16 protein-coding genes are annotated in these 19,463 nt (G+C 67.5%); 4 read left to right on the top strand and 12 right to left on the bottom strand.

The window, feature by feature from the left end; all coding sequences use genetic code 11:
• The 6 genes from ASF51_RS09350 to ASF51_RS09325 form a co-directional block, all read right to left on the bottom strand.
• Positions 1-1,545: a Mur ligase family protein gene (locus tag ASF51_RS09350; RefSeq protein WP_235497205.1), complete on the bottom strand. Its 1,545-nt coding sequence runs from the start codon at positions 1,543-1,545 to the stop codon at positions 1-3.
• A 15-nt stretch (positions 1,546-1,560) separates the two neighbouring features.
• A complete protein-coding gene (locus ASF51_RS09345) occupies positions 1,561-3,348 on the bottom strand; it encodes a penicillin-binding protein 2 (RefSeq protein ID WP_082479713.1) in 1,788 nt (595 codons plus the stop codon).
• A 41-nt stretch (positions 3,349-3,389) separates the two neighbouring features.
• The gene (locus ASF51_RS09340; RefSeq protein ID WP_055928440.1) at positions 3,390-3,968 is read right to left on the bottom strand and encodes a hypothetical protein; all 579 of its coding nucleotides are present in this window, start codon (positions 3,966-3,968) and stop codon (positions 3,390-3,392) included.
• A complete protein-coding gene (gene rsmH / locus ASF51_RS09335; protein ID WP_055928437.1) occupies positions 3,965-4,921 on the bottom strand; it encodes a 16S rRNA (cytosine(1402)-N(4))-methyltransferase RsmH in 957 nt (318 codons plus the stop codon). The genes ASF51_RS09340 and rsmH overlap by 4 nt, the downstream gene beginning before the upstream one ends.
• Positions 4,922-5,021: 100 nt before the next feature.
• Positions 5,022-5,453: a division/cell wall cluster transcriptional repressor MraZ gene (gene mraZ / locus ASF51_RS09330; protein ID WP_055928434.1), complete on the bottom strand. Its 432-nt coding sequence runs from the start codon at positions 5,451-5,453 to the stop codon at positions 5,022-5,024.
• A gap of 264 nt (positions 5,454-5,717) precedes the next feature.
• Positions 5,718-6,101 carry a DUF3040 domain-containing protein gene (locus ASF51_RS09325; RefSeq protein WP_055928431.1) on the bottom strand — a complete coding sequence of 128 codons (384 nt, stop codon included), beginning with the start codon at positions 6,099-6,101 and terminating at the stop codon, positions 5,718-5,720.
• A gap of 78 nt (positions 6,102-6,179) precedes the next feature.
• Here ASF51_RS09325 and ASF51_RS09320 point away from each other — a divergent pair, with 78 nt between their 5' ends.
• A complete protein-coding gene (locus ASF51_RS09320; RefSeq protein WP_055928428.1) occupies positions 6,180-7,271 on the top strand; it encodes a polyprenyl synthetase family protein in 1,092 nt (363 codons plus the stop codon).
• Between the two features lie 21 nt (positions 7,272-7,292).
• Here ASF51_RS09320 and ASF51_RS09315 read toward each other — a convergent pair whose 3' ends face one another.
• Positions 7,293-7,634 (bottom strand): Rv2175c family DNA-binding protein, encoded by a 342-nt coding sequence (locus ASF51_RS09315; protein WP_055928425.1) that lies wholly within the window; start codon positions 7,632-7,634, stop codon positions 7,293-7,295.
• 164 nt (positions 7,635-7,798) lie between these two features.
• On the opposite strand from ASF51_RS09315, the gene ASF51_RS19070 reads away from it, so the two are divergent.
• Both ASF51_RS19070 and pknB read left to right on the top strand, forming a co-directional pair.
• Positions 7,799-8,188: a LysM domain-containing protein gene (locus ASF51_RS19070; RefSeq protein ID WP_157412098.1), complete on the top strand. Its 390-nt coding sequence runs from the start codon at positions 7,799-7,801 to the stop codon at positions 8,186-8,188.
• 80 nt (positions 8,189-8,268) lie between these two features.
• The gene (pknB, locus tag ASF51_RS09305) at positions 8,269-10,254 is read left to right on the top strand and encodes a Stk1 family PASTA domain-containing Ser/Thr kinase (RefSeq protein ID WP_055928419.1); all 1,986 of its coding nucleotides are present in this window, start codon (positions 8,269-8,271) and stop codon (positions 10,252-10,254) included.
• 132 nt (positions 10,255-10,386) lie between these two features.
• Here the strand turns inward: pknB and ASF51_RS09300 are convergent, their stop codons facing one another.
• From ASF51_RS09300 to ASF51_RS09290, 3 genes are all read right to left on the bottom strand, one after another.
• Entirely contained in the window at positions 10,387-11,724 is a 1,338-nt protein-coding gene (locus tag ASF51_RS09300) for a class II 3-deoxy-7-phosphoheptulonate synthase (protein ID WP_157412097.1), read from the bottom strand.
• A gap of 109 nt (positions 11,725-11,833) precedes the next feature.
• Positions 11,834-12,523, bottom strand: a complete 690-nt coding sequence (locus ASF51_RS09295) for a 1-acyl-sn-glycerol-3-phosphate acyltransferase (protein WP_055928412.1) — start codon at positions 12,521-12,523, stop codon at positions 11,834-11,836.
• 26 nt (positions 12,524-12,549) lie between these two features.
• Positions 12,550-13,497, bottom strand: coding sequence for an ROK family glucokinase (locus tag ASF51_RS09290; RefSeq protein WP_055928409.1), 948 nt, complete (start codon positions 13,495-13,497; stop codon positions 12,550-12,552).
• Between the two features lie 183 nt (positions 13,498-13,680).
• On the opposite strand from ASF51_RS09290, the gene ASF51_RS09285 reads away from it, so the two are divergent.
• Positions 13,681-15,507: a long-chain fatty acid--CoA ligase gene (locus ASF51_RS09285; RefSeq protein ID WP_055928406.1), complete on the top strand. Its 1,827-nt coding sequence runs from the start codon at positions 13,681-13,683 to the stop codon at positions 15,505-15,507.
• A gap of 10 nt (positions 15,508-15,517) precedes the next feature.
• On the opposite strand, the gene ASF51_RS09280 is transcribed toward ASF51_RS09285, so the two are convergent.
• On the bottom strand, positions 15,518-16,009 hold the full coding sequence (locus ASF51_RS09280; protein WP_055928404.1) for a peptide deformylase: 492 nt from the start codon (positions 16,007-16,009) through the stop codon (positions 15,518-15,520).
• The gene (locus tag ASF51_RS09275) at positions 16,006-19,413 is read right to left on the bottom strand and encodes a pyruvate carboxylase (protein WP_055928401.1); all 3,408 of its coding nucleotides are present in this window, start codon (positions 19,411-19,413) and stop codon (positions 16,006-16,008) included. Before ASF51_RS09275 ends, ASF51_RS09280 begins: the two co-directional genes overlap by 4 nt.
• Between the last annotated feature and the right edge of the window lie 50 nt (positions 19,414-19,463).

The following is a 19,463-nucleotide window of genomic DNA, read 5'->3' as shown; positions in this document are numbered from 1 at the left end:
TCAGAGCCATCCGTATTCCTGCAGGGCGAGCCGTGCCTCGTCGCGCGCGGAGTAGGGGATCTTCTCGCCCCCGACTTCCTGGTAGTCCTCGTGGCCCGGTCCGGCGTGAAGAATCACATCGTGCTCTCCGGCAACCGAGAGAGCCTTGCGGAACGCGAGTCGAGGATCGGGAACCTCGTAGAGTTCGACGTCGTCGCGGGCCGCACGCGCGGCATCGAGGAGCACGGCCCTGATCGAGGCCGGGTCTTCGGTGCGCGGGTTGTAGTCGGTGATGACCACCACATCGGCGAGGCGCGCGGCGATCGACGCCATGTCGACCCGTTTCGTCGTGTCTCTGTCGCCGTCGGCGCCGAACACCATGATCACCCGGCCATCCGTGACCCGCCGGAGCGCCTCGAGCGCGCTCTGGAAAGCATCCGGGCTGTGGCCGTAGTCGATGTACACCCGCGGGCCGGTGTCGGCCGACACCCGTTCGGCGCGACCGGGCACGAACGCATCGATCCCGCCGTCTCGCTCGAGTACGTGCGCGATCGCCTCGAGGTCGTAGCCCGACTCGACGAGCATCACGATCGCCAGGGCGGCGTTCTCGGCCATGAAGCGGCCCAGGATAGGGATGCTCGTCGTGAGGGATCGGTGATCGGGGCCCTCGATGGTGAATCTCGTGAAGTCGACGGTCTCCTCGAGGATCTCGACCTGCCAATCGGCCTCGATTCCCGGCCTCGTCGAAATGGTGGCCACGGGAATCCGCGACTCCTCGGCGAGGCGCGCGCCCCACTCGCCGTCGACCAGCACGACTCCCCTGCGGGCGCGATCGGGCTCGAACAGCTCGCGTTTGGCCTCGAAGTAGTCGTGCATGCTGCCGTAGTCGTCGAGGTGGTCGTGGGTGAGGTTCGTGAAGCCCACCACGTCGAAGACGATGCCGTCGATGCGGTGGCGGGTCAGCGCCTGGGCGGAGACCTCGATGATCACGGAGCGCACCTCCGCCTCGCGCATGCGGGCGAGCAGGGCATGAACCTCGGTCGCCTCGGGGGTCGTCAGCGTGCTGGTGATGCGGAGGTCGCCGATGCCCCGTTCGGCCGTGGTGCTGAATCCGGCGACGATGCCGAGTTGACTCAGGATCGCGTCGAGGATGTAGGTGACACTCGTCTTGCCGTTCGTGCCCGTGACCCCGAACAGGGTGGGCGGATCGTCGAGTGTGCGATAGATCCACGCGGAGACCGCTCCGAGAGCCTCGCGCGGCTGCGGTGTGACGATCACCGGCAGACCGCTGTCTTCAGCGAGCACCGCCCCCTCGGGGTCGGTGAGCACAGCGACGGCTCCCCCCTCGGCTGCGGCTCTGGCGAAGGACGCGCCGTGCACGTTGCGTCCGGGAAGGCCCACGTAGAGATCGCCCGGGACGATGTCGTTCGACGTCAGGCTGATGCCGGTGACGGAGTCGGGCGAGAACTCTCCCCGCTGCTCGAGACCGAAGTCGACGACGAGCTGGGAGAGCGATCGTGCGATCGGGTGTTCCGGGCGCAATCCCTGCGAAACCCGATCCGGCACAGATGACTCCTTCATTCAGTAAGTGGTGGGCAGCTCGGGCGCGGGAACCGTGGACGGCTGCACCCGATAGGTCTTCAGCACCTGTGACAGCACCTTCTGGAAGACCGGCGCTGCCGCCAGTCCAGATGTAATGGTAACGGGCTTCCTGATGGTGACCGAAACGACGTACTGCGGGTCGTCCGACGGCGCCATGCCCGCCATGGAGGTGAGATACGCGCCGCCGTAGGCTCCGGAACCGTCGCTCATCTCGGCCGTTCCGGTCTTGGCGGAGACCCGGTACCCGGGGATCTTGATCGCATCGGCGGCGTAGCCCGTCGTCGCGACGGACTCCATCATGTGCACGGTGTCCTGGGCCGCCTGGGCGGAGATGACCTGCTCCCCGGTCGATGCCGCCGGAGCGTCGGTGACCGTTCCGTCTGCGTGTCGGCATCCCTCGAAGAGCTGCACGGGCATCCGCACGCCGTTGTTCGCGATCGCCTGGTATGCGCTGGCCATCTGCACCGCGGTCACCGTGAGGCCCTGGCCGAAGGTGGTGTTGTAGATGGTCTGGTCGTCGAGCTGCGTCGGTCCGCTCACATCGCCGGGCAGGATGTCGCCGCTGTCCTCTCCGACGAAGCCCACCTCCGTCTTCTGCCCCAGGTGGAACTTGTTCATGTAGTCCCAGCGCTGATCGACGGACATGTTGTTGCTCAGCATCGAGATGCCGGTGTTGGACGACTGCTCGATGACCCCGGTGAGGGTCCAGGGCATCGGTGCGTGGTAGAACGAATCGTGGATGACGGCGTCGCCGGATGTGTACTCGTATGGCGCGAGCACCTGGCTGTCGGGCGTCGCGGCTCCCGCATCGATGAGGGATGCGGCGGTGATCGATTTGAAGGTCGACCCGGGCTCGAACGGGTCGCTGAACACCTTGGCACCGCGATACTCGGGGTCGGTCGCGTCGATGTTGTTGGGGTCGACCGTGGGGTATTCCGCGGCGGTGAGGATCTTGCCGGTCTTCGCCTCGGTGACGACGACGGTGCCCGATTCGGCGCCGACCTCGGTCACCCGCTGGGCCAGCGCCTCCTGGGCGAAGTACTGGAGGTCGCTGTTGATCGTGAGCTGAACGTCTCCGCCGTCGACGGCGTCCGTGACGGTCACCGTCGATCCGGGGATCGCCACCCCGTCCTCTCCGGTCTCCGTCACCTCGGTGCCGTCGGACCCTGCGAGGCACTTGTCCTGCGTCAGCTCCGTGCCGGCGAGGGCGGTTCCGTCTTCGCCGACGAAGCCGACCAGGTTGCCGGCGACGCTGCCGTCGGGGTAGGAGCGGGACTGGTCAGCCTTGTAGTACAGCCACGGGATGTCGAGGGCCCGGATGGCGTTGTAGGTGGCCACGTCGACGGACTTCGAGATGAGCGCGTAGCGCGACGAGGGATCCGCGGAGAGGATGGCCGTGATCGCGGCAGGATCGAGCCCCATCGCCGTGGCCAGCTCGCCGATCGCCTGGTCGGCCGTGACGGTCACCTCACCGGAGCCGTCGGCCGCGGGCCGTTCGAACTCGTCGACAGCGGACGGGTCGGCCTCGATGGCGTAGCGGAGGATGCTGGTGGCCAGGACGACGCCGTTCGCGTCGAGGATGTCGCCCCGCGTGCCCAGCGTGACGGTGCTGTCGGAGCGGCTGGCGAGCGAGGCCGCGTTCAGACCCTCCGCCTGCACGACCTGGATGTCGACGAGCCGGACGACGAACACAGAGACTACGGCCACGATGAGGAGCACCGCGATGGCGACGCGCCCTCGGGTTGTTCTGGTGGTCGTCGAGGTCACATGCGGCCTTTCATTCGGCTGGTGAGCGGGTCACCTGTCGGTCAGTGCGTCTGAGGAGAGGGAAGCGCACCCTGCCACGGTACTGTCGGGTCGGGTGCGGCGGCCTGAGGCGCGCTCGACGCATCGGGAACCGGTGCGGCGACGACCTGCTCGGGCTGCAGAAGCGAGTTGGGAACGAGAGCCTGGTTGGCCGCAATCGGCGCATTCGCGGCGGATGCCGGTGTGGGCGACCCCAGAACCGCGCCGTCGGAGAGTCGGAGGTAGACCGTGTTTCCGTTGGAGACCATACCGAGCGCCTGAGCGTTCTGCACGAGGTTCTGCGGCGACGAGAAGGCGGTGAGCTGCTCGGTGAGGGCCTGGTTCGTTCTGGCCAGGTCCTTCTGCTCGGACTGCAGGGAGGAGATCTGGTATGCGCCGTCCGACAGGCCGATGCTCAGCAGGAGCTGGGCGAGCGCGATGATGGCGATGCCGCCGATGGCGACGGCCGCATAGACGATTCGAGGCCGCTGGCGCGGTCGTGCCACGCGGTCGGGGGCAGGCGAGAGCCACCGGCGCCGTGGCTCCCCCGCGGGCGCCGGCGCACCGAGCCGCTCGATGGGGACGGTGGCCAGGTTGGTCATGATGCACTCCTGATGCGCTCTGCGGCTCGGAAACGGACAGGGGTGGCGCGGGGATTCTCGGCCTTCTCCTCGTCGGTCGCCAGTTCGGCGCCGCGAACGAGCAGAGCGAGCTCGGGTTTGTGCTGGGGCAGTTCGACGGGCAGTCCGGGAGGAGCCGTCGACACGGTCAGCGCCTGGAGGGCGCGTTTGACGATGCGGTCTTCGAGCGACTGGTACGACATCACGACGATGCGGCCCCCGACGCGGAGCGCGTCGATGGCTGCGGGGATCGCGCGTTCGAGCACACTCAGTTCCTGGTTCACCTCGATGCGGAGCGCCTGGAACACCCGCTTGGCCGGATGCCCGGCGCGCGAGAGAGCGGCGGGCGTCGCCTGCTGGAGGAGGTCGACGAGATCGGCGGAACGGACGAGAGGCTGCTCGGCGCGCCGCTGCACGATGCGACGGGCATATCGGTCGGCCAGTTTCTCTTCGCCGTAGTCGCGGAAGATGCGCCTGAGGTCGGACTCGGAGTATTCGGCGAGGATCATCTCGGCGGTCACGGGCGCGTCCTGATCCATGCGCATGTCGAGCGGCGCGTCTTTCGAGTAGGCGAATCCGCGCTCGGCGCGATCGAGCTGCATGCTCGAGACACCCAGGTCGAACAGCACGCCTTCGACAGACGGGATGTCGAGGCTGTGCAGAGCCTCACCGATCTCGTCGTACACGCAGTGCACGAGGTGAACGCGATCCCCGAACGGCTTCAGACGCCCCTCGGCGAGGGCGAGGGCCTGAAGGTCGCGGTCGAGCCCGACCAGAGTCAGTTCCGGAAAGCGGGTGAGGAAGGCCTCGGCATGTCCACCGAGCCCCAGGGTCGTGTCGACGAGAACGGCTCCCGGCCGTTCGAGCGCAGGCCCGAGCACGCTGATGCAGCGCTCGAGCATGACGGGTGTGTGGATTCGTGTGACGTCGTCCATGGTGTATCGACCCGTTCGTTCTGCCTGATCCCCATCCATTCCGACCTGGCACCGGGGAAGTGTGCCAGGGCGAGGAACGGGTGGGAGTCACGCGGAACGACTAGAAGAGGCCGGGAATCACCTCCTCGTCGGTCTCGGAGAACGCGGCCTCCTGGGCGGCCAGATAGGTGTTCCAAGCTTCGGCGTCCCAGATCTCGGCCCGTGAGCCGGCGCCGATGACGACGAGCTCGCGCTCGAGGCCCGCGTAGCTGCGCAGGTGCGCAGGGATGCTGACGCGGTTCTGCTTGTCGGGGACCGATGCGTCGGCCCCGGAGAGGAAGACGCGCATGTAGTCGCGGGCCTGCTTGCTCGTCACAGGGGCCTGGCGGATCTTGTTGTGCAGTTCTTCGAACTCGGCGGAGCTGAAGACGTAGACGCAGTGCTCCTGCCCGCGGGTCAGCACGACGCCGCCCTCGAGTTCATCGCGGAACTTCGCCGGAAGGATGATGCGACCTTTGTCGTCGAGTTTGGGAGCGTACGTGCCAAGGAACATCGTCCTTTCTCCCCCTCGAAGCCGGCCTGGTGTTGGGTGTTCCTCCACGTTACTCCACTTCACACCACCAGACAACGGTTCTGGCGCACTGTGTCGGTTCTTTTATTCCCAGATAGGCCAAATTGCGCGGATTTTTTTGGTGGAGGGAAATGGAGGGTTTTTTCACGGAGAGGAGGAAAACCGCTCCGGAAACGCCAAAAAAAGGGGCCGACCCGAAGGTCGGCCCCTGAAGTGGAGGTGGGTGGAGGAGGGTGGGCGCTCGGCCTACTCCTCGCGATCCTGGCGCTTGTCCCAGCGCTCGTTGAGTCGGTCCATGAGGTTGGTCTTGGATGCGGCGCCGCTCGGCGACGATGCGGTTCGCGGCCCGGAGACAGGTCGGCCGACAGCCGACTTGGAGGGACGGAGCGCCAGAAGAACGCCGGCGAACATGGCGACGAAGCCGAGCAGTCCGACGATCAGGAGGTGGGTGATCACACCGACGATCACGACGACGAGCCCGACGACAGAGAGGAGGATGCCGAGAACCAGGGCGCCGTAATTCAGCTTGCCCCTGCCGGCATTGACCGCCGACACGAAATCGGCATCGTTGTGATAGAGACTGCGCTCCATCTCATCTAGAAGCTTCTGCTCCTGCTCGGAAAGCGGCATCCTAATTCACCTCAGGCTCGGTCACACGCGTCGTACTTGAAGCGATTGTAGTGCGCTGCATCTGGCTAGGCTAGGCGCGTGACACAAAGCCCGCACCTGGTCAGCCAGGTCGACACCGAAATCGCCGAATTTCTCGCGTCTCGTGATCCCATTCTCGCTGCTATCGCAGACGATGCGGCCGTGTTCGCGAATTTCTCCCGGTATCTTCTCAGCGGCGGCAAGCGCTTCAGGGCCCGGTTCTGCATCGCAGGGTGGCAGGCGACCTCGACGGGCTCCGAACCGAATGAGCAGCAGGCCGTGCTCACGCTCTCCGCGGCGCTCGAGGTGTTCCACGCCGCGGCCCTCGTGCACGACGACATCATCGACAATTCGGACACCCGTCGGGGGATGCCCGCCACGCACATCCGCTTCGCCTCCGTGCACTCGGAGGGCGGCTTCGCCGGGCAGGCTGACACCTTCGGCCGCGCAGGGGCGATACTCCACGGAGACCTGCTGCTGGGCTGGAGCGACGAACTCGTCGACTCGGCGCTCGACCTGCTCGACGACAGGCAGCGCGCCCGGTCGACACGGGCCGAATTCAACCGCATGCGCACGGAGGTCACCGTCGGCCAGTACCTCGACATCCTCGAGGAGAACGCCTGGCCGACCGTCCCCGAGTCGGAGACCCTCCGACGAGCGGAGCGGGTGATGACCTTCAAATCGGCGAAATACAGCGTCGAGGCGCCGCTTGCCCTCGGAGCTCTCGTGGCAGGAGCGTCAGCCGACCAGGTCGATGCGCTTCGCCGCTTCGGCCTGCCGCTCGGGCTCGCCTTCCAACTGCGAGACGACGTGCTCGGCGTGTTCGGCGACGCGGCGGTCACCGGAAAGCCCGCCGGAGACGATCTCCGCGAGGGAAAGCGCACCGTGCTGGTGGCCCTGGCGCGCCAGGGCATGCCGGAGAGCCAGCGAGCCGCCTTCGACCGTGCGCTCGGCGACCCGGGTCTCGACGACCACGCCATCGCCGACCTTCAGCGGCAGATCGAGTCCAGCGGCGCGCTCGAGAGCGCGGAGCGATCGATCGAGTCGTACACGAGCGACGCCATCCGGGCCCTTCGTTCCGCGGAACTGGAGCCGCGGGCCGTGGCCGAACTCGAGGAACTGGCGCGCCTGCTCACCGACCGGTCGGCCTGAGCAGCCCGACCGGCGTCGCGATCAGGCGAGCGCCTGCGCCACTCGGCGCACCTCGGCCTTGCGGCCGGCGAGGAGCGCGTCGATGGGCGCGACTCCGAGCGACTCCTCCTCCTCGAGCAGCCACTGCATCGATTCGTCGGGAGTGAACCCCGAGTCGAGGAGCACGATGATGGTTCCCTTGAGCTCCGGCAGCGGTTCGCCGTCGCGCAGGAAGACATCGGGCACGACGAGCACCTTGTCGCGACGGATGGCGAGCAGCGCATGCTCCTCGATCTGCTTGCGCACTCGACCGGGAGTGGAGCCGAACAATTCGGCCACGTCGGGGATGGTCAACCAGGTTCTTACGGGGGTGTTTTCACTCACGTTCCCAGCCTGCCATGGCCGGGGCCGGACGCGGCACCCCGCCGTCGATATCGCATCGTTATCCGACGCGCGTCCCGCCGCCGCTCCAGACCGTTGACGACCGCCGGCATCCGTGGAAATCTTGACACGAGGATTGATCGAGAATTGCGAGGTGCACGGCCGCTATGACCAGGTCACCGAGCCGCGGCGGCCGTCCAGCGCGATCGGGCAGACCTCGTTCACTCCTCGCCCTCATAGCCGTACCCTTCGTGCTCGGCGGGCTACTGGCATCCAAGCTCGCCGCGGCGTCGAGCCGCCGGCGCGACAGGGCTCCCGCAGACAGGGCTCCCGCAGACAGGGCCGACGAGCCCTCATACCGGGTGGAACTCGGCGACACGGTGAGCGAGATCGCCATTCGCCACGGGCTTCCCACGGCGCACGTGCTGGCCCAGAACGGCTTGAGCTGGAAGACGCCGATCTTCCCCGGGCAGCTGATCCGACTCGACCCGATTCCCGATGATCTCGAATGGCCGACCGCGGAGACGGCCGATCGTCGGCGCGCCCCGTCGGAGTGACCGCACGATCGAACAGGCGGGTCTGCATCTTCGCGGTGTCTATCCCGGCTTCCACAGCCGACGCTCTCTAAACTTCACTCGTGACCACCGCGCCCTCTGACCCTATGATCGGACGTCTCATCGACGGTCGGTACCAGGTGCGGGCCCGTATCGCCCGAGGCGGCATGGCCACGGTCTACCTGGCGACCGACCTGCGGCTCGAACGCCGTGTGGCGATCAAGATCATGCACGGACACCTCGCCGACGAATCCAACTTCAAGGAGCGCTTCGTCCAGGAGGCGCGCTCGGCGGCACGACTGGCCCACCCCAACGTCGTCAACGTGTTCGACCAGGGCCAGGACTCCGACATGGCCTATCTCGTCATGGAGTACCTGCCGGGCATGACACTGCGCGACCTGCTCAAAGACTATGGAACGCTCACCACCGAGCAGACCCTCGACATCATGGACGCGGTTCTCGGCGGCCTCGCCGCGGCTCACAAGGCCGGCATCGTGCACCGCGACCTGAAGCCCGAGAACGTGCTCCTCGCCGACGACGGCCGCATCAAGATCGGCGACTTCGGGCTGTCGAGGGCGACGTCGGCCAACACGGCCACGGGTCAGGCACTGCTCGGCACCATCGCGTACCTCTCCCCCGAACTCCTCACGCGCGGCACGGCCGACGCCCGCAGCGACATCTACGCGGCCGGAATCATGATGTACGAGATGCTCACGGGGGCGCAGCCGTTCGTCGGCGACCAGCCCATGCAGATCGCATTCCAGCACGCGAACGACCAGGTGCCGAGACCGAGTGCGGTCAACCCGTCCGTTCCTCGCGACCTCGACGAGCTCGTGCTCTGGGCCACGGCCAAGAACCCCGTCGACCGGCCGACCGATGGCCGCGCCATGCTCGAACAGCTTCGACTCACCGAACAGACCATGTCGGCCACGCAGGCGGCGACCACGGGCGTGCAGCGCACCGTGGTCATGCCCGCCGCGCTCAGCCCCGAGGTCGCATCCGCCCAGACACAGGCCTTCCGCAGCACGGGGCTCACCTCGGCGTTGACCGCCCCGACGCGGGCACCCCTTCCCCAGAAGGCGCCGCCCGCGGCGACCCGCAGCGTCGCACCCTCCGCACCGTCCGATCGACTGAAGGCCTCGGCCGCGGTGCGTCGCCGACGCGGATTCTGGATTGCAGGCATCATCGTCCTCCTTGTGGCCCTCGCGGGAGGCACCGGCTGGTACTTCGGCATCGGACCGGGCGCCCAGCTCACGATCCCCGAGGTCGCCGGGCAGGCTCCGGATGCCGCGCAGGCGGCACTCGAGGAGCTCGGCGTCGTGGTCACTCGGGCCGATCAGTCGAGCGTCACCGTGCCCGTCGGAACGGTCGTCGGAACCGACCCCACTTCCGGGGCGCACGTCGCGCGCGATTCGAACGTCACTCTGTTCGTGTCGACCGGCCCCGCGCAACTGGCGCTCCCGCAGCTGATCGGCGCCGACCAGGCGGCGGCGCAGCAGGCCCTCGAACAGGCCAAATTCACCCTCGGCAGCACGTCTCAGGTGTTCTCGAGCGATACCGCCGCGGGAACCGTGCTCGACGCCTACGGCGCCGATGGCGCGAGCCTCGCCGTCGATGGGTCCACTGAAGGCGTGCTCTACGGCGAGGCGCAGCCCGTCTCGTTCCTCGTCTCCGCGGGCGCCATTCCCGACGTCTCAGGCCAGAGCGTCGACGAGGCGACCGCCACCCTGCAGGCCGTCGGCCTGTCGGCCGCGGCGGGCGAAGAGGTCTACAGCGATTCTGTCGAGGAGGGCCTGGTGATCCAGGCGATCGCCCCGGCCGACACCGTGCGGCCAGGTGACACGATGTCGTTGCAGGTCTCGCGGGGCCCCGAACCGGTCACCGTGCCGGATGTCGTCAAGCTGTCGTGGTCCGAGGCCAAACCCATCCTCGAAGCGGCCGGATTCGACCTCAGCTACCCCGCCGGCGCCGACATCGTTCCCGGACTCGTGACCGTGACGGCCACCAACCCTGTCGCGGGAACGAGCGTGCCGCGCGGATCCAAGGTCACGGTCAGCGTCAGCTTCTGAGCCCATGCACTTCTGAGGCCGAGCACTTCTGAGCTCGGGCACTTCTGAGCTCGAGCGCTTCTGACCCCGAGCAACGAGAGAGCCCCGAACGCACGAGGCGGTCGGGGCTCTCTCGGCAGACAGCGGCGCGTGTCAGGCCCGGCGCACTTCTCCGAGCTCCTCGGCCACCAGGAATGCCAGTTCGAGCGACTGCATGTGGTTGAGGCGGGGATCGCACAGCGACTCGTAGCGGGTCGCCAGGTCGGCCTCGTCGATGTGCTCCGAGCCGCCGAGGCACTCCGTGACGTCGTCACCGGTGAGCTCCACGTGGATGCCGCCCGGGTGGGTGCCCGCGGCACGGTGAGCCTCGAAGAAGCCCTTGACCTCGTCGACGACGTCGTCGAAGCGACGCGTCTTGTACCCGGTCGGAGTCGTCAGGCCGTTGCCATGCATGGGATCGGTGACCCACAGGGGCACAGCGTCGGCCGACTTGATCGTTTCGAGCAGAGGCGGCAGGGCATCGCGGATCTTGCCCGCTCCCATGCGCGTGATGAAGGTGAGGCGTCCGGGCTCGCGGTTCGGGTCGAGCTTGTCGATGAGACGGAGCATGTCGTCGCCCGTCGTCGTCGGACCGAGCTTCACCCCGATCGGGTTGCGCACGCGGCTGAGGAAGTCGACGTGGGCGCCGTCGAGGTCGCGGGTGCGCTCGCCGATCCAGAGGAAGTGGCTCGACGTGTTGTACGGGGTGCCCGTTCGTGAGTCGATGCGCGTCATGGGCCGCTCGTAGTCGAAGAGCAGCGCCTCGTGGCTCACGAAGAACTCGGTGCGCTTCAGCGCCTCGAAGTCCGCGCCGCACGCGATCATGAACTTGACGGCGCGGTCGATCTCCCGAGCCAGATGCTCGTACCTGACGTTCGCCGGGTTCGACGTGAAGCCCTTGTTCCAGTCGTGCACCTGGCGGAGGTCGGCGAAGCCGCCCTGCGTGAAGGCTCGGATGAGGTTGAGTGTCGACGCGGCCGTGTGGTAACCCTGCACGAGTCGGCGAGGGTCGGCCTCGCGCGATTCGGGCGTGAAGTCGTAGCCGTTGACGATGTCGCCGCGGTAGGCGGGCAGGGTGACGGAGCCGCGGGTCTCGGTGTCGCTCGACCTCGGCTTGGCGAACTGCCCGGCCATGCGCCCCATCTTGATGACGGGCATGGAGGCACCGTAGGTGAGCACGACGGCCATCTGCAGCACGGTCTTGACCCGGTTGCGGATCTGCTCCGCGGTCGCACCCGAGAAGGTCTCGGCGCAGTCGCCTCCCTGGAGCAGGAACGCCTCTCCTCGCGCCGCGACGGCGAGCCGGTCGCGCAGGTTGTCGACCTCGCCGGCGAACACGAGGGGCGGCAGTCCGGCGATCTCCGACGACGCAGCCTCCACGGCCACGCTGTCGGGCCACGTCGGCTGCTGCTTCACAGGAAGCCCGCGCCAATGGTCCAAGCCGGCGATCACAGAGTCATCTGCTTGAACGACCAGTTCGGTTGGATCTACCACGTGCGGGTTCCGTATCTGTTTCTGTGTTCGGCGATCGCGAACCGAATTCCCTTATGGGCCGGTCGCGTCAACGGGCGACGCTCGCCCGTTTCTCCTTTACCGAAGTCGCGTAGACGTCTGCGTATTCCTGGCCCGAGAGCCGCTGCAGTTCGTACATGATCTCATCGGTGACGCTTCGGAGGATGAATCGGTCGGATTCCAATCCCTCGAACCTAGAGAAATCTAGCGGCTCGCCAATGATCACACCAACTCGCCTGATCTTCGGCACCTTCGTGCCGATGGCCATCACCTTGTGGGTGTCGATCATCGCCACAGGGATCACCGGCACGCCGGCTTCGAGGACCATGCGCGCGACACCGGTGCGACCCCGGTACATCTTGGCGTCGGGGCTGCGGGTGCCCTCGGGGTAGATGCCCAGCAGGTCGCCGCGGCCGAGAACGCCGAGGCCGGTGTTCAGCGAGGCCTCCGACGCCTTGCCGCCCGATCGATCGATCGGCAGCTGGCCCGTGGCGAGGAAGAAGCCCCGCACCAGCCACCCCTTGATGCCCTTGCCGGTGAAGTAGTCGCTCTTGGCCAGGAACGACACGCGCCGCGAGAGCACCAGCGGCAGGATCACGGAGTCGATGAATGACAGGTGGTTGCTCGCGAGTATGGCGCCGCCCGAGCGGGGCACGTTCTCGAGCCCGCGAATCCAGGGGCGGAAGATCGTGAGCACGATCGGCCCGGCGATCAGGTTCTTCATGATCCAGTAGAACATCGTGTGCCTTCTCCTGCTCGCCCGGGTCAGATCTGCGCTGCGTAGAGGCGCGCGAGGTCGGCGGCGCCGACGACCCCGGCGTCGTTGACGAGTTCGGCGATCCTGAACTCGGGCTCGGGGTGATATCCGCGGGCCGGCAGGTTGTCGAGAAACGACTGCCGGATGGGGTCGAGCAGCAGGTCGCCAGCCTGGGCGACTCCCCCGCCGATCACGAAGAGCTGGGGATCGAGGACCGCGGCGAGGCTGGCGCTCGCCTGTCCGATCCAGTGGCCGAGCTCGCGCAGTGCAGCCAGGGCGCCCGGATCTCCGGCCTGGATGAGATCGCTCACCTCGTGACCGGTGAGCACGCCGACGCGAGCCCGCGCGGCCGCCAGCCCGATGCCGATGCCGCCGGCATCCGCCAACTCGTTGGAATAGCGGAGCAGCGCCCGGCCGGAGCCGTACTGCTCGATGCACCCCCGTGCCCCGCAGCCGCAGGGAAGACCGTCGGGAACGACCCTCATGTGCCCGAGCTCGGCCGCGGCGCCGAAGCCGCCCCGGAACATGCGGTCGCCCGACACGATCGCTCCCCCGACCCCGGTGCCGATCGTGAGCATGCACATGTCGCTGACGAGCCGACCCGCCCCGTAGCGGAACTCGGCCCAGCCCGCCGCGTTGGCGTCGTTCTCGATGATGACGCGGTAGGGCACGCGACGCTCGAGCTTCTCGCGGAAGGGCTCGTTGCGATAGCTGATGTTCGGCGCGTAGTACACGGTCGACTGCGCGGCATCGATGAATCCTGCAGCGGCCACGCCGACGGCGGCGACGTCGTAGCCCTCGGCGAGTTCCGTGATCATCGCGACGACAGAATCCTCGATGTTCTGGATGTCGACGGCCTGGGTGGGCCGTCGGTCGAATCGCACGATCTGCCCGAGGTCGTCGACCAGCGCTCCGGCGATCTTGGTTCCGCCGATGTCGATGCCGATGGCGTGCATGAAACCCGTGTCCTTCCACGTCGCCGGCCGGGTGAGGCAAGGACGTCGCTTGCGATGCGCCTTCCGACAAAGGATCGAATGCGCCAAGTAGAGTGTAGTTATCCGTCGCCATCGAGCACCATTTGGCCGGATCATCGGCCCACCCGCCGACGAGCACATTGACCTGTTGACAAAGGAGTTGACGTGGAAGAATTCTCTGTACCCGCCGTTGTGAAGGCTGACCCCGACGCGAACGTCACCGATCTGCTGCTCGCGCGGGCCGCTGCCACCCCCGATGCGCCCCTGTTCGCGCTTCCCGACGGCGACGAGGCCTGGAACGAGATCACCGCCGCGGAGTTCCTGCACCGCGTGCGCGCGACCGCGAAGGGTCTCATCGCCCTGGGCATCGAGCCGGGCGACAAGATCGGCTTCATGTGCAAGACGCGCTACGAGTGGACGGTGGTCGACTTCGCGACCTGGTTCGCGGGCGCCATCCTCGTTCCCATCTACGAGACCTCCTCGCCCAGCCAGGTGCAGTGGAACCTCAGCGATTCCGGCGCGGTCGCCGTCATCCTCGAGACCGCCGACCATTTCGCGAAGTTCGACGAGGTGCACCCCGACCTCCCTGCGATCGAACAGGTGTGGCAGATCGATCTCGGCGACCTCGACAAGATCGTCGCGGCGGGAGCCGCCGTCAGTGACGAGACTCTCGAGGCGGCTCGCTCACGCGCTGTCGGAAGCGACCTGGCCACGCTCATCTACACGTCGGGAACCACGGGGCGGCCGAAGGGCTGCATGCTCACGCACTCCAACTTCGTCGAGCTGAGCCGCAACGCCGGAGTCGCGATGAAGGAGATGCTCGAGCCCGGCGCATCCACCCTGCTGTTCATCACGACCGCGCACATCTTCGCCCGGTTCATCTCCGTGCTCTGCGTGCACGCCGGCGTCAAGGTGGGCCACCAGCCCGACACGAAGAAGCTGCTGGTCTCCCTCGGAAGCTTCCGTCCGACCTTCCTGCTCGCGGTGCCCCGTGTGTTCGAGAAGGTCTACAACTCCTCTGAGCAGAAGGCGGAGACAGGCGGAAAGGGTGCGATCTTCCGCAAGGCCGCCGCCGCCGCCATCGAGCACTCCGTCGCCTTGGACGCCGGAAAGGTGCCCCTCGGCCTGCGACTGCGGTTCGCACTCTTCGACCGCCTCGTGCTGTCGAAGATCCGGCACGCGATGGGCGGGCGCGTGCAGTACGCCGTCTCGGGATCCGCCCCGCTCGGCCACCGCCTCGGGCACTTCTACAGGAGCCTCGGCATCAAGATCCTCGAGGGCTACGGACTCACGGAGACCACCGCGCCCGCCACGGTCAACCTCGTATCGAAGTTCAAGATCGGCACCGTGGGGCCGGCCCTCCCCGGAGTCGGCGTGCGCATCGCCGACGACGGCGAGATCCAGGTCACGGGCATCAACGTGTTCGCCGGTTACTGGAACAACGAGGCCGCCACCCGGGAGGCGATGGACGGCTCATGGTTCAGGACCGGCGACATCGGGGCGTTCGACTCCGACGGGTTCCTCACGATCACGGGCCGCAAGAAGGAGATCATCGTCACCGCGGCGGGCAAGAATGTCGCCCCGGCCATTCTCGAGGACCCTATCAGGGCGAATCCCCTCGTCGGCCAGGTCATCGTCGTCGGCGATCAGAAGCCCTTCATCTCTGCGCTGATCACCCTCGACCCGGAGATGCTGCCCGTCTGGCTGGCCAACAACGGGCAGCCCGCGCAGCTCACGCTCGCCGAGGCAGCCCAGAACCCGGCCGTACTGGCGGAGATCCAGCGAGCGGTCGACGAGGCCAACAGCACGGTCTCGAGGGCCGAGTCCATCCGCAAGTTCGTGGTGCTGAGCAACGATCTCACGGAGGACTCCGGCCACCTGACGCCCAAGCTGACGATCAAGCGGCACGTGATCATGAAGGACTTCGCCCCCGACGTGGAGCGCATCTACCAGGCGGCTCCGGCCACGGAGGGCCAGTCGCTCATCCTCTGAGACGACGGAGTCAGAACCAGTCGGACTCGCGCACCTGCTTCATGGCCTCGCGCCGAGCGGGCTTGTCGAGGCGATCGAGGTAGAGCAGGCCGTCGAGGTGGTCGGTCTCGTGCTGCAGCGCCTGCGCCATGACGCCCGTTCCCGAGACCTCGATCTCGTTGCCGTCGAGGTCGATGCCCGTCGCCCGTGCGAACGGGTAGCGCATGGTGGGGAACCAGAGTCCGGGAACCGAGAGGCATCCCTCGTCGACGAGCTCCGGCTCGCCCGACAGCTCGACGATCACGGGGTTGAGGATGTAGCCGATGCGACCGTCGACGTTGTAGCTGAAGGCGCGCAGGTTGACGCCGATCTGCGACGCGGCCACACCCGCCCGGCCGGGCAGCCTGACGCTGTCGAGCAGGTCCTCGACGAGTCCGCGGATGCGATCGTCGATGACGCCGACGGGCTCGGACACGGTCTTCAGCACGGGGTCGCCGAACAGGCGGATCTCTCTGACGCTCACTGGGCGGCCACCACGACGAGCAGGTCTCCTGCTTCGACCTGCTGGGTCGAGGGGATGGCGACGCGCCCCACCCTTCCGGCGATCGGCGACGTGATGGCCGCCTCCATCTTCATGGCCTCGATCGTGGCGACCGACTCCCCCGCCGCGACGATCGAGCCCTCGCTCACCTTGAGGGTGACGACTCCCGAGAAGGGCGCGGCGATCTGACCGGGCTTCGAGGCATCGGCCTTCTCCGCCGACTTCGTGTCGACGGTGATGCTGCGATCGCGCACGAACACCGGGCGCAACTGGCCGTTCAGGATCGTCATGACCGTGCGCATCCCCTTGTCGTCGGCCGTGCCGATGGCTTCGAGCCCGACGTAGAGCTTCACGCCCTTGTCGATCTCGACGACGTTCTCGACGCCCTGGCGCAGGCCGTAGAGGTAGTCGACCGTGTCGACCACAGACAGGTCGCCGTACTGTTCGCGCACCTGCTCGAAGGTCTTCGTCGGACCGGCGAACAGCAGCCTGTTCAGCGTCGACCTGATGGCCGCGCTGTCGTCGCCCGAGAGGGTGTCGACGTCGGCCTCGTCGAGCGGGGTGACCCCGATGTCGACGTGACGGCCCGCCAGCACCTTGGTGCGGAACGGCTCCGGCCATCCGCCCGGCAGCTCGCCGAGTTCGCCGGCCATGAACCCGATCACCGAGTCGGGGATGTCGTAGTTCTGAGGATTCTCCTCGAAGTCCTTCGGATCGGCCTTCACCGCAGCGAGGTGGAGTGCGAGGTCGCCCACGACCTTCGACGACGGCGTCACCTTGGGCACTCGTCCGAGGATCTTGTTTGCCGCGGCGTAGAGATCCTCGATGCGCTCGAAGTCGTTCGCGAGGCCCAGGGCGATGGCCTGCTGGCGCAGGTTGGAGAGCTGGCCTCCGGGGATCTCGTGGCTGTAGACGCGGCCTGTGGGGCCCGCCAGGCCCGACTCGAACGGGCGGTAGACCGTGCGCACGGCCTCCCAGTACGGCTCGAGGTCGAGCACGGACTGCAGGGAGATGCCGGTGTCGCGGTCGGTGTGCGCGAGGGCGGCGACGAGACTGGATGCCGACGGCTGGCTGGTCGTGCCGGCCATCGGTGCGCTCGCCACGTCGACCGCGTCGGCCCCCGCGCGGCTCGCGGCCAGCAGGGTCGCGAGCTGGCCGCCCGGGGTGTCGTGCGTGTGCACGTGCACGGGCAGGTCGAAGTTCTCGCGGAAGGCCGTGACCAGCCTCTCGGCCGCGGCGGGACGGAGCAGGCCGGCCATGTCCTTGATCGCGAGCACGTGGGCTCCCGAGGCGACGATCTGCTCGGCCAGCCTCAGGTAGTAGTCGAGCGTGTAGAGGTTCTCGGCCGGGTCGAGCAGGTCGCCCGTGTAGCAGACGGCGACCTCGGCGAGTGCGTGGCCCGTCTCGAGCACCGACTCGATGGCGGGACGCATCTGATCGACGTCGTTGAGCGCGTCGAAGATGCGGAAGATGTCGACGCCGGTCCTGGCCGCCTCGCGAACGAACGCGTCGGTCACCTCGGTCGGGTAGGGCGTGTAGCCCACCGTGTTGCGACCGCGCAGCAGCATCTGGAGGTTGATGTTCGGAACGGCCTCGCGCAGCGACGCGAGCCGCTCCCACGGGTCCTCGCCGAGGAAGCGCAGCGCCACGTCGTAGGTCGCCCCGCCCCAGGCCTCGACCGACAGCAGCTCCGGCGTCATGCGCGCCACGTAGGGTGCGACCGCGAGCAGGTCGCGGGTGCGCACGCGGGTGGCCAGCAGAGACTGGTGCGCGTCGCGGAACGTGGTCTCGGTCACGGCGAGGGCCGTCTGCTGGCGCAGGGCACTCGCGAATCCCTGGGGCCCCAGCTCGAGCAGACGCTGCCTCGACCCCGCCGGCGCGGGGGCGTCGAGGTCGATCGCGGGCAGCTTGTCGAGCGGGTTCACGCTCGACAGGCGAGCGCCGTTCGGCTGGTTGACGGTGACGTCGGCCAGCCAGTTGAGGATCTTCGTTCCGCGGTCTTTCGACACGTGGCCGCGGAGCAGTTCGGGTCGCTCGTCGATGAACGAGGTGCTCAGGTCGCCCGCCTCGAAGCTGGGATCTTCGAGCACGGCCTGCAGGAACGGGATGTTGGTCGCGACTCCGCGGATGCGGAACTCGGCGAGGGCCCGCTTCGATCGGCGGACCGCGGCCGAGAAGTCCCGGCCCCGGCAGGTGAGCTTTGCGAGCATCGAGTCGAAGTGAGGGCTGATCTGCGCGCCCGGGTTGATCGTTCCGCCGTCGAGCCGGATGCCGGCGCCTCCCGGAGACCGGTAGGTGGTGATCTTGCCGGTGTCGGGCCGGAAGCCCGCCGTGGGGTCCTCCGTGGTGATGCGGCACTGCAGTGCTGCTCCGCGCAGAACGATTCGGTCCTGCGACAGGCCCATCTCGGCGAGGCTGACTCCGGCGGCGATCAGCATCTGCGACTGCACGAGGTCGACGTCGGTCACCTCTTCTGTGACCGTGTGCTCGACCTGGATGCGGGGGTTCATCTCGATGAAGACGTGCTCGCCCGCACGCTCTCCGACCGTGTCGACGAGGAACTCGACGGTTCCGGCGTTCACGTAGCCGATCGACCGGGCGAACGCGATCGCGTCGCGGTGCAGCGCCTCGCGCAGCTCGTCGCTGATGTTGGGTGCCGGCGCGATCTCGATGACCTTCTGGTTTCGACGCTGCACCGAGCAGTCCCGCTCGAACAGGTGCAGGGTCTCGCCCGTCGAGTCCGCGAGGATCTGCACCTCGATGTGCCGGGGACGGAGAACGGCCTGCTCGAGGAACATGGTGGAGTCGCCGAATGCGCTGTCGGCCTCTCTCATCGCCGCCTCGAGCGCCTCGCGCAGCTCTGAGCGCGACGCGACCCGGCGCATGCCTCGTCCGCCGCCGCCGGCTACCGCCTTGGCGAAGAGGGGGAATCCCACGTCGTCGGCGCCTGCGAGTAGGACGTCGAGGTCGCGGGATGCGGGAGTGGAGCGGAGAACCGGCACGCCCGCCGCGATCGCATGCTCCTTGGCCGTGACCTTGTTGCCCGCCATCTCGAGCACGTGGGAGCCCGGTCCGATGAACGTGATTCCCGCCTCGCGGGCGGCCTCGGCCAGCTCGGGGTTCTCGGAGAGGAAGCCGTAGCCGGGGTAGATCGCGTCGGCGCCGCTCTCGAGCGCGACACGGATGATCTCGCCCACGTCGAGGTAGGCGCGCACCGGATGGCCGACCTCGCCGATCTGGTAGGCCTCGTCGGCTTTGAGCCGATGCATGCTGTTTCGGTCTTCGTAGGGAAAGACTGCGACCGTCTTCGCACCGAGTTCATACGCCGCGCGGAATGCCCTGATGGCGATCTCCCCACGGTTGGCGACGAGAATCTTGGAGAACATGGGGGCCTTTCACAAATACGTGCGCATACAGCGCACGGTTAGGTTGTCTC

Origin of the sequence: Agreia sp. Leaf283 (assembly GCF_001422485.1) — a bacterium.
Classification (GTDB): Bacteria; Actinomycetota; Actinomycetes; order Actinomycetales; family Microbacteriaceae; genus Agreia.
Note: the sequence above shows the minus strand (reverse complement) of the source record. Positions and strands in the feature narration are given on the sequence as shown.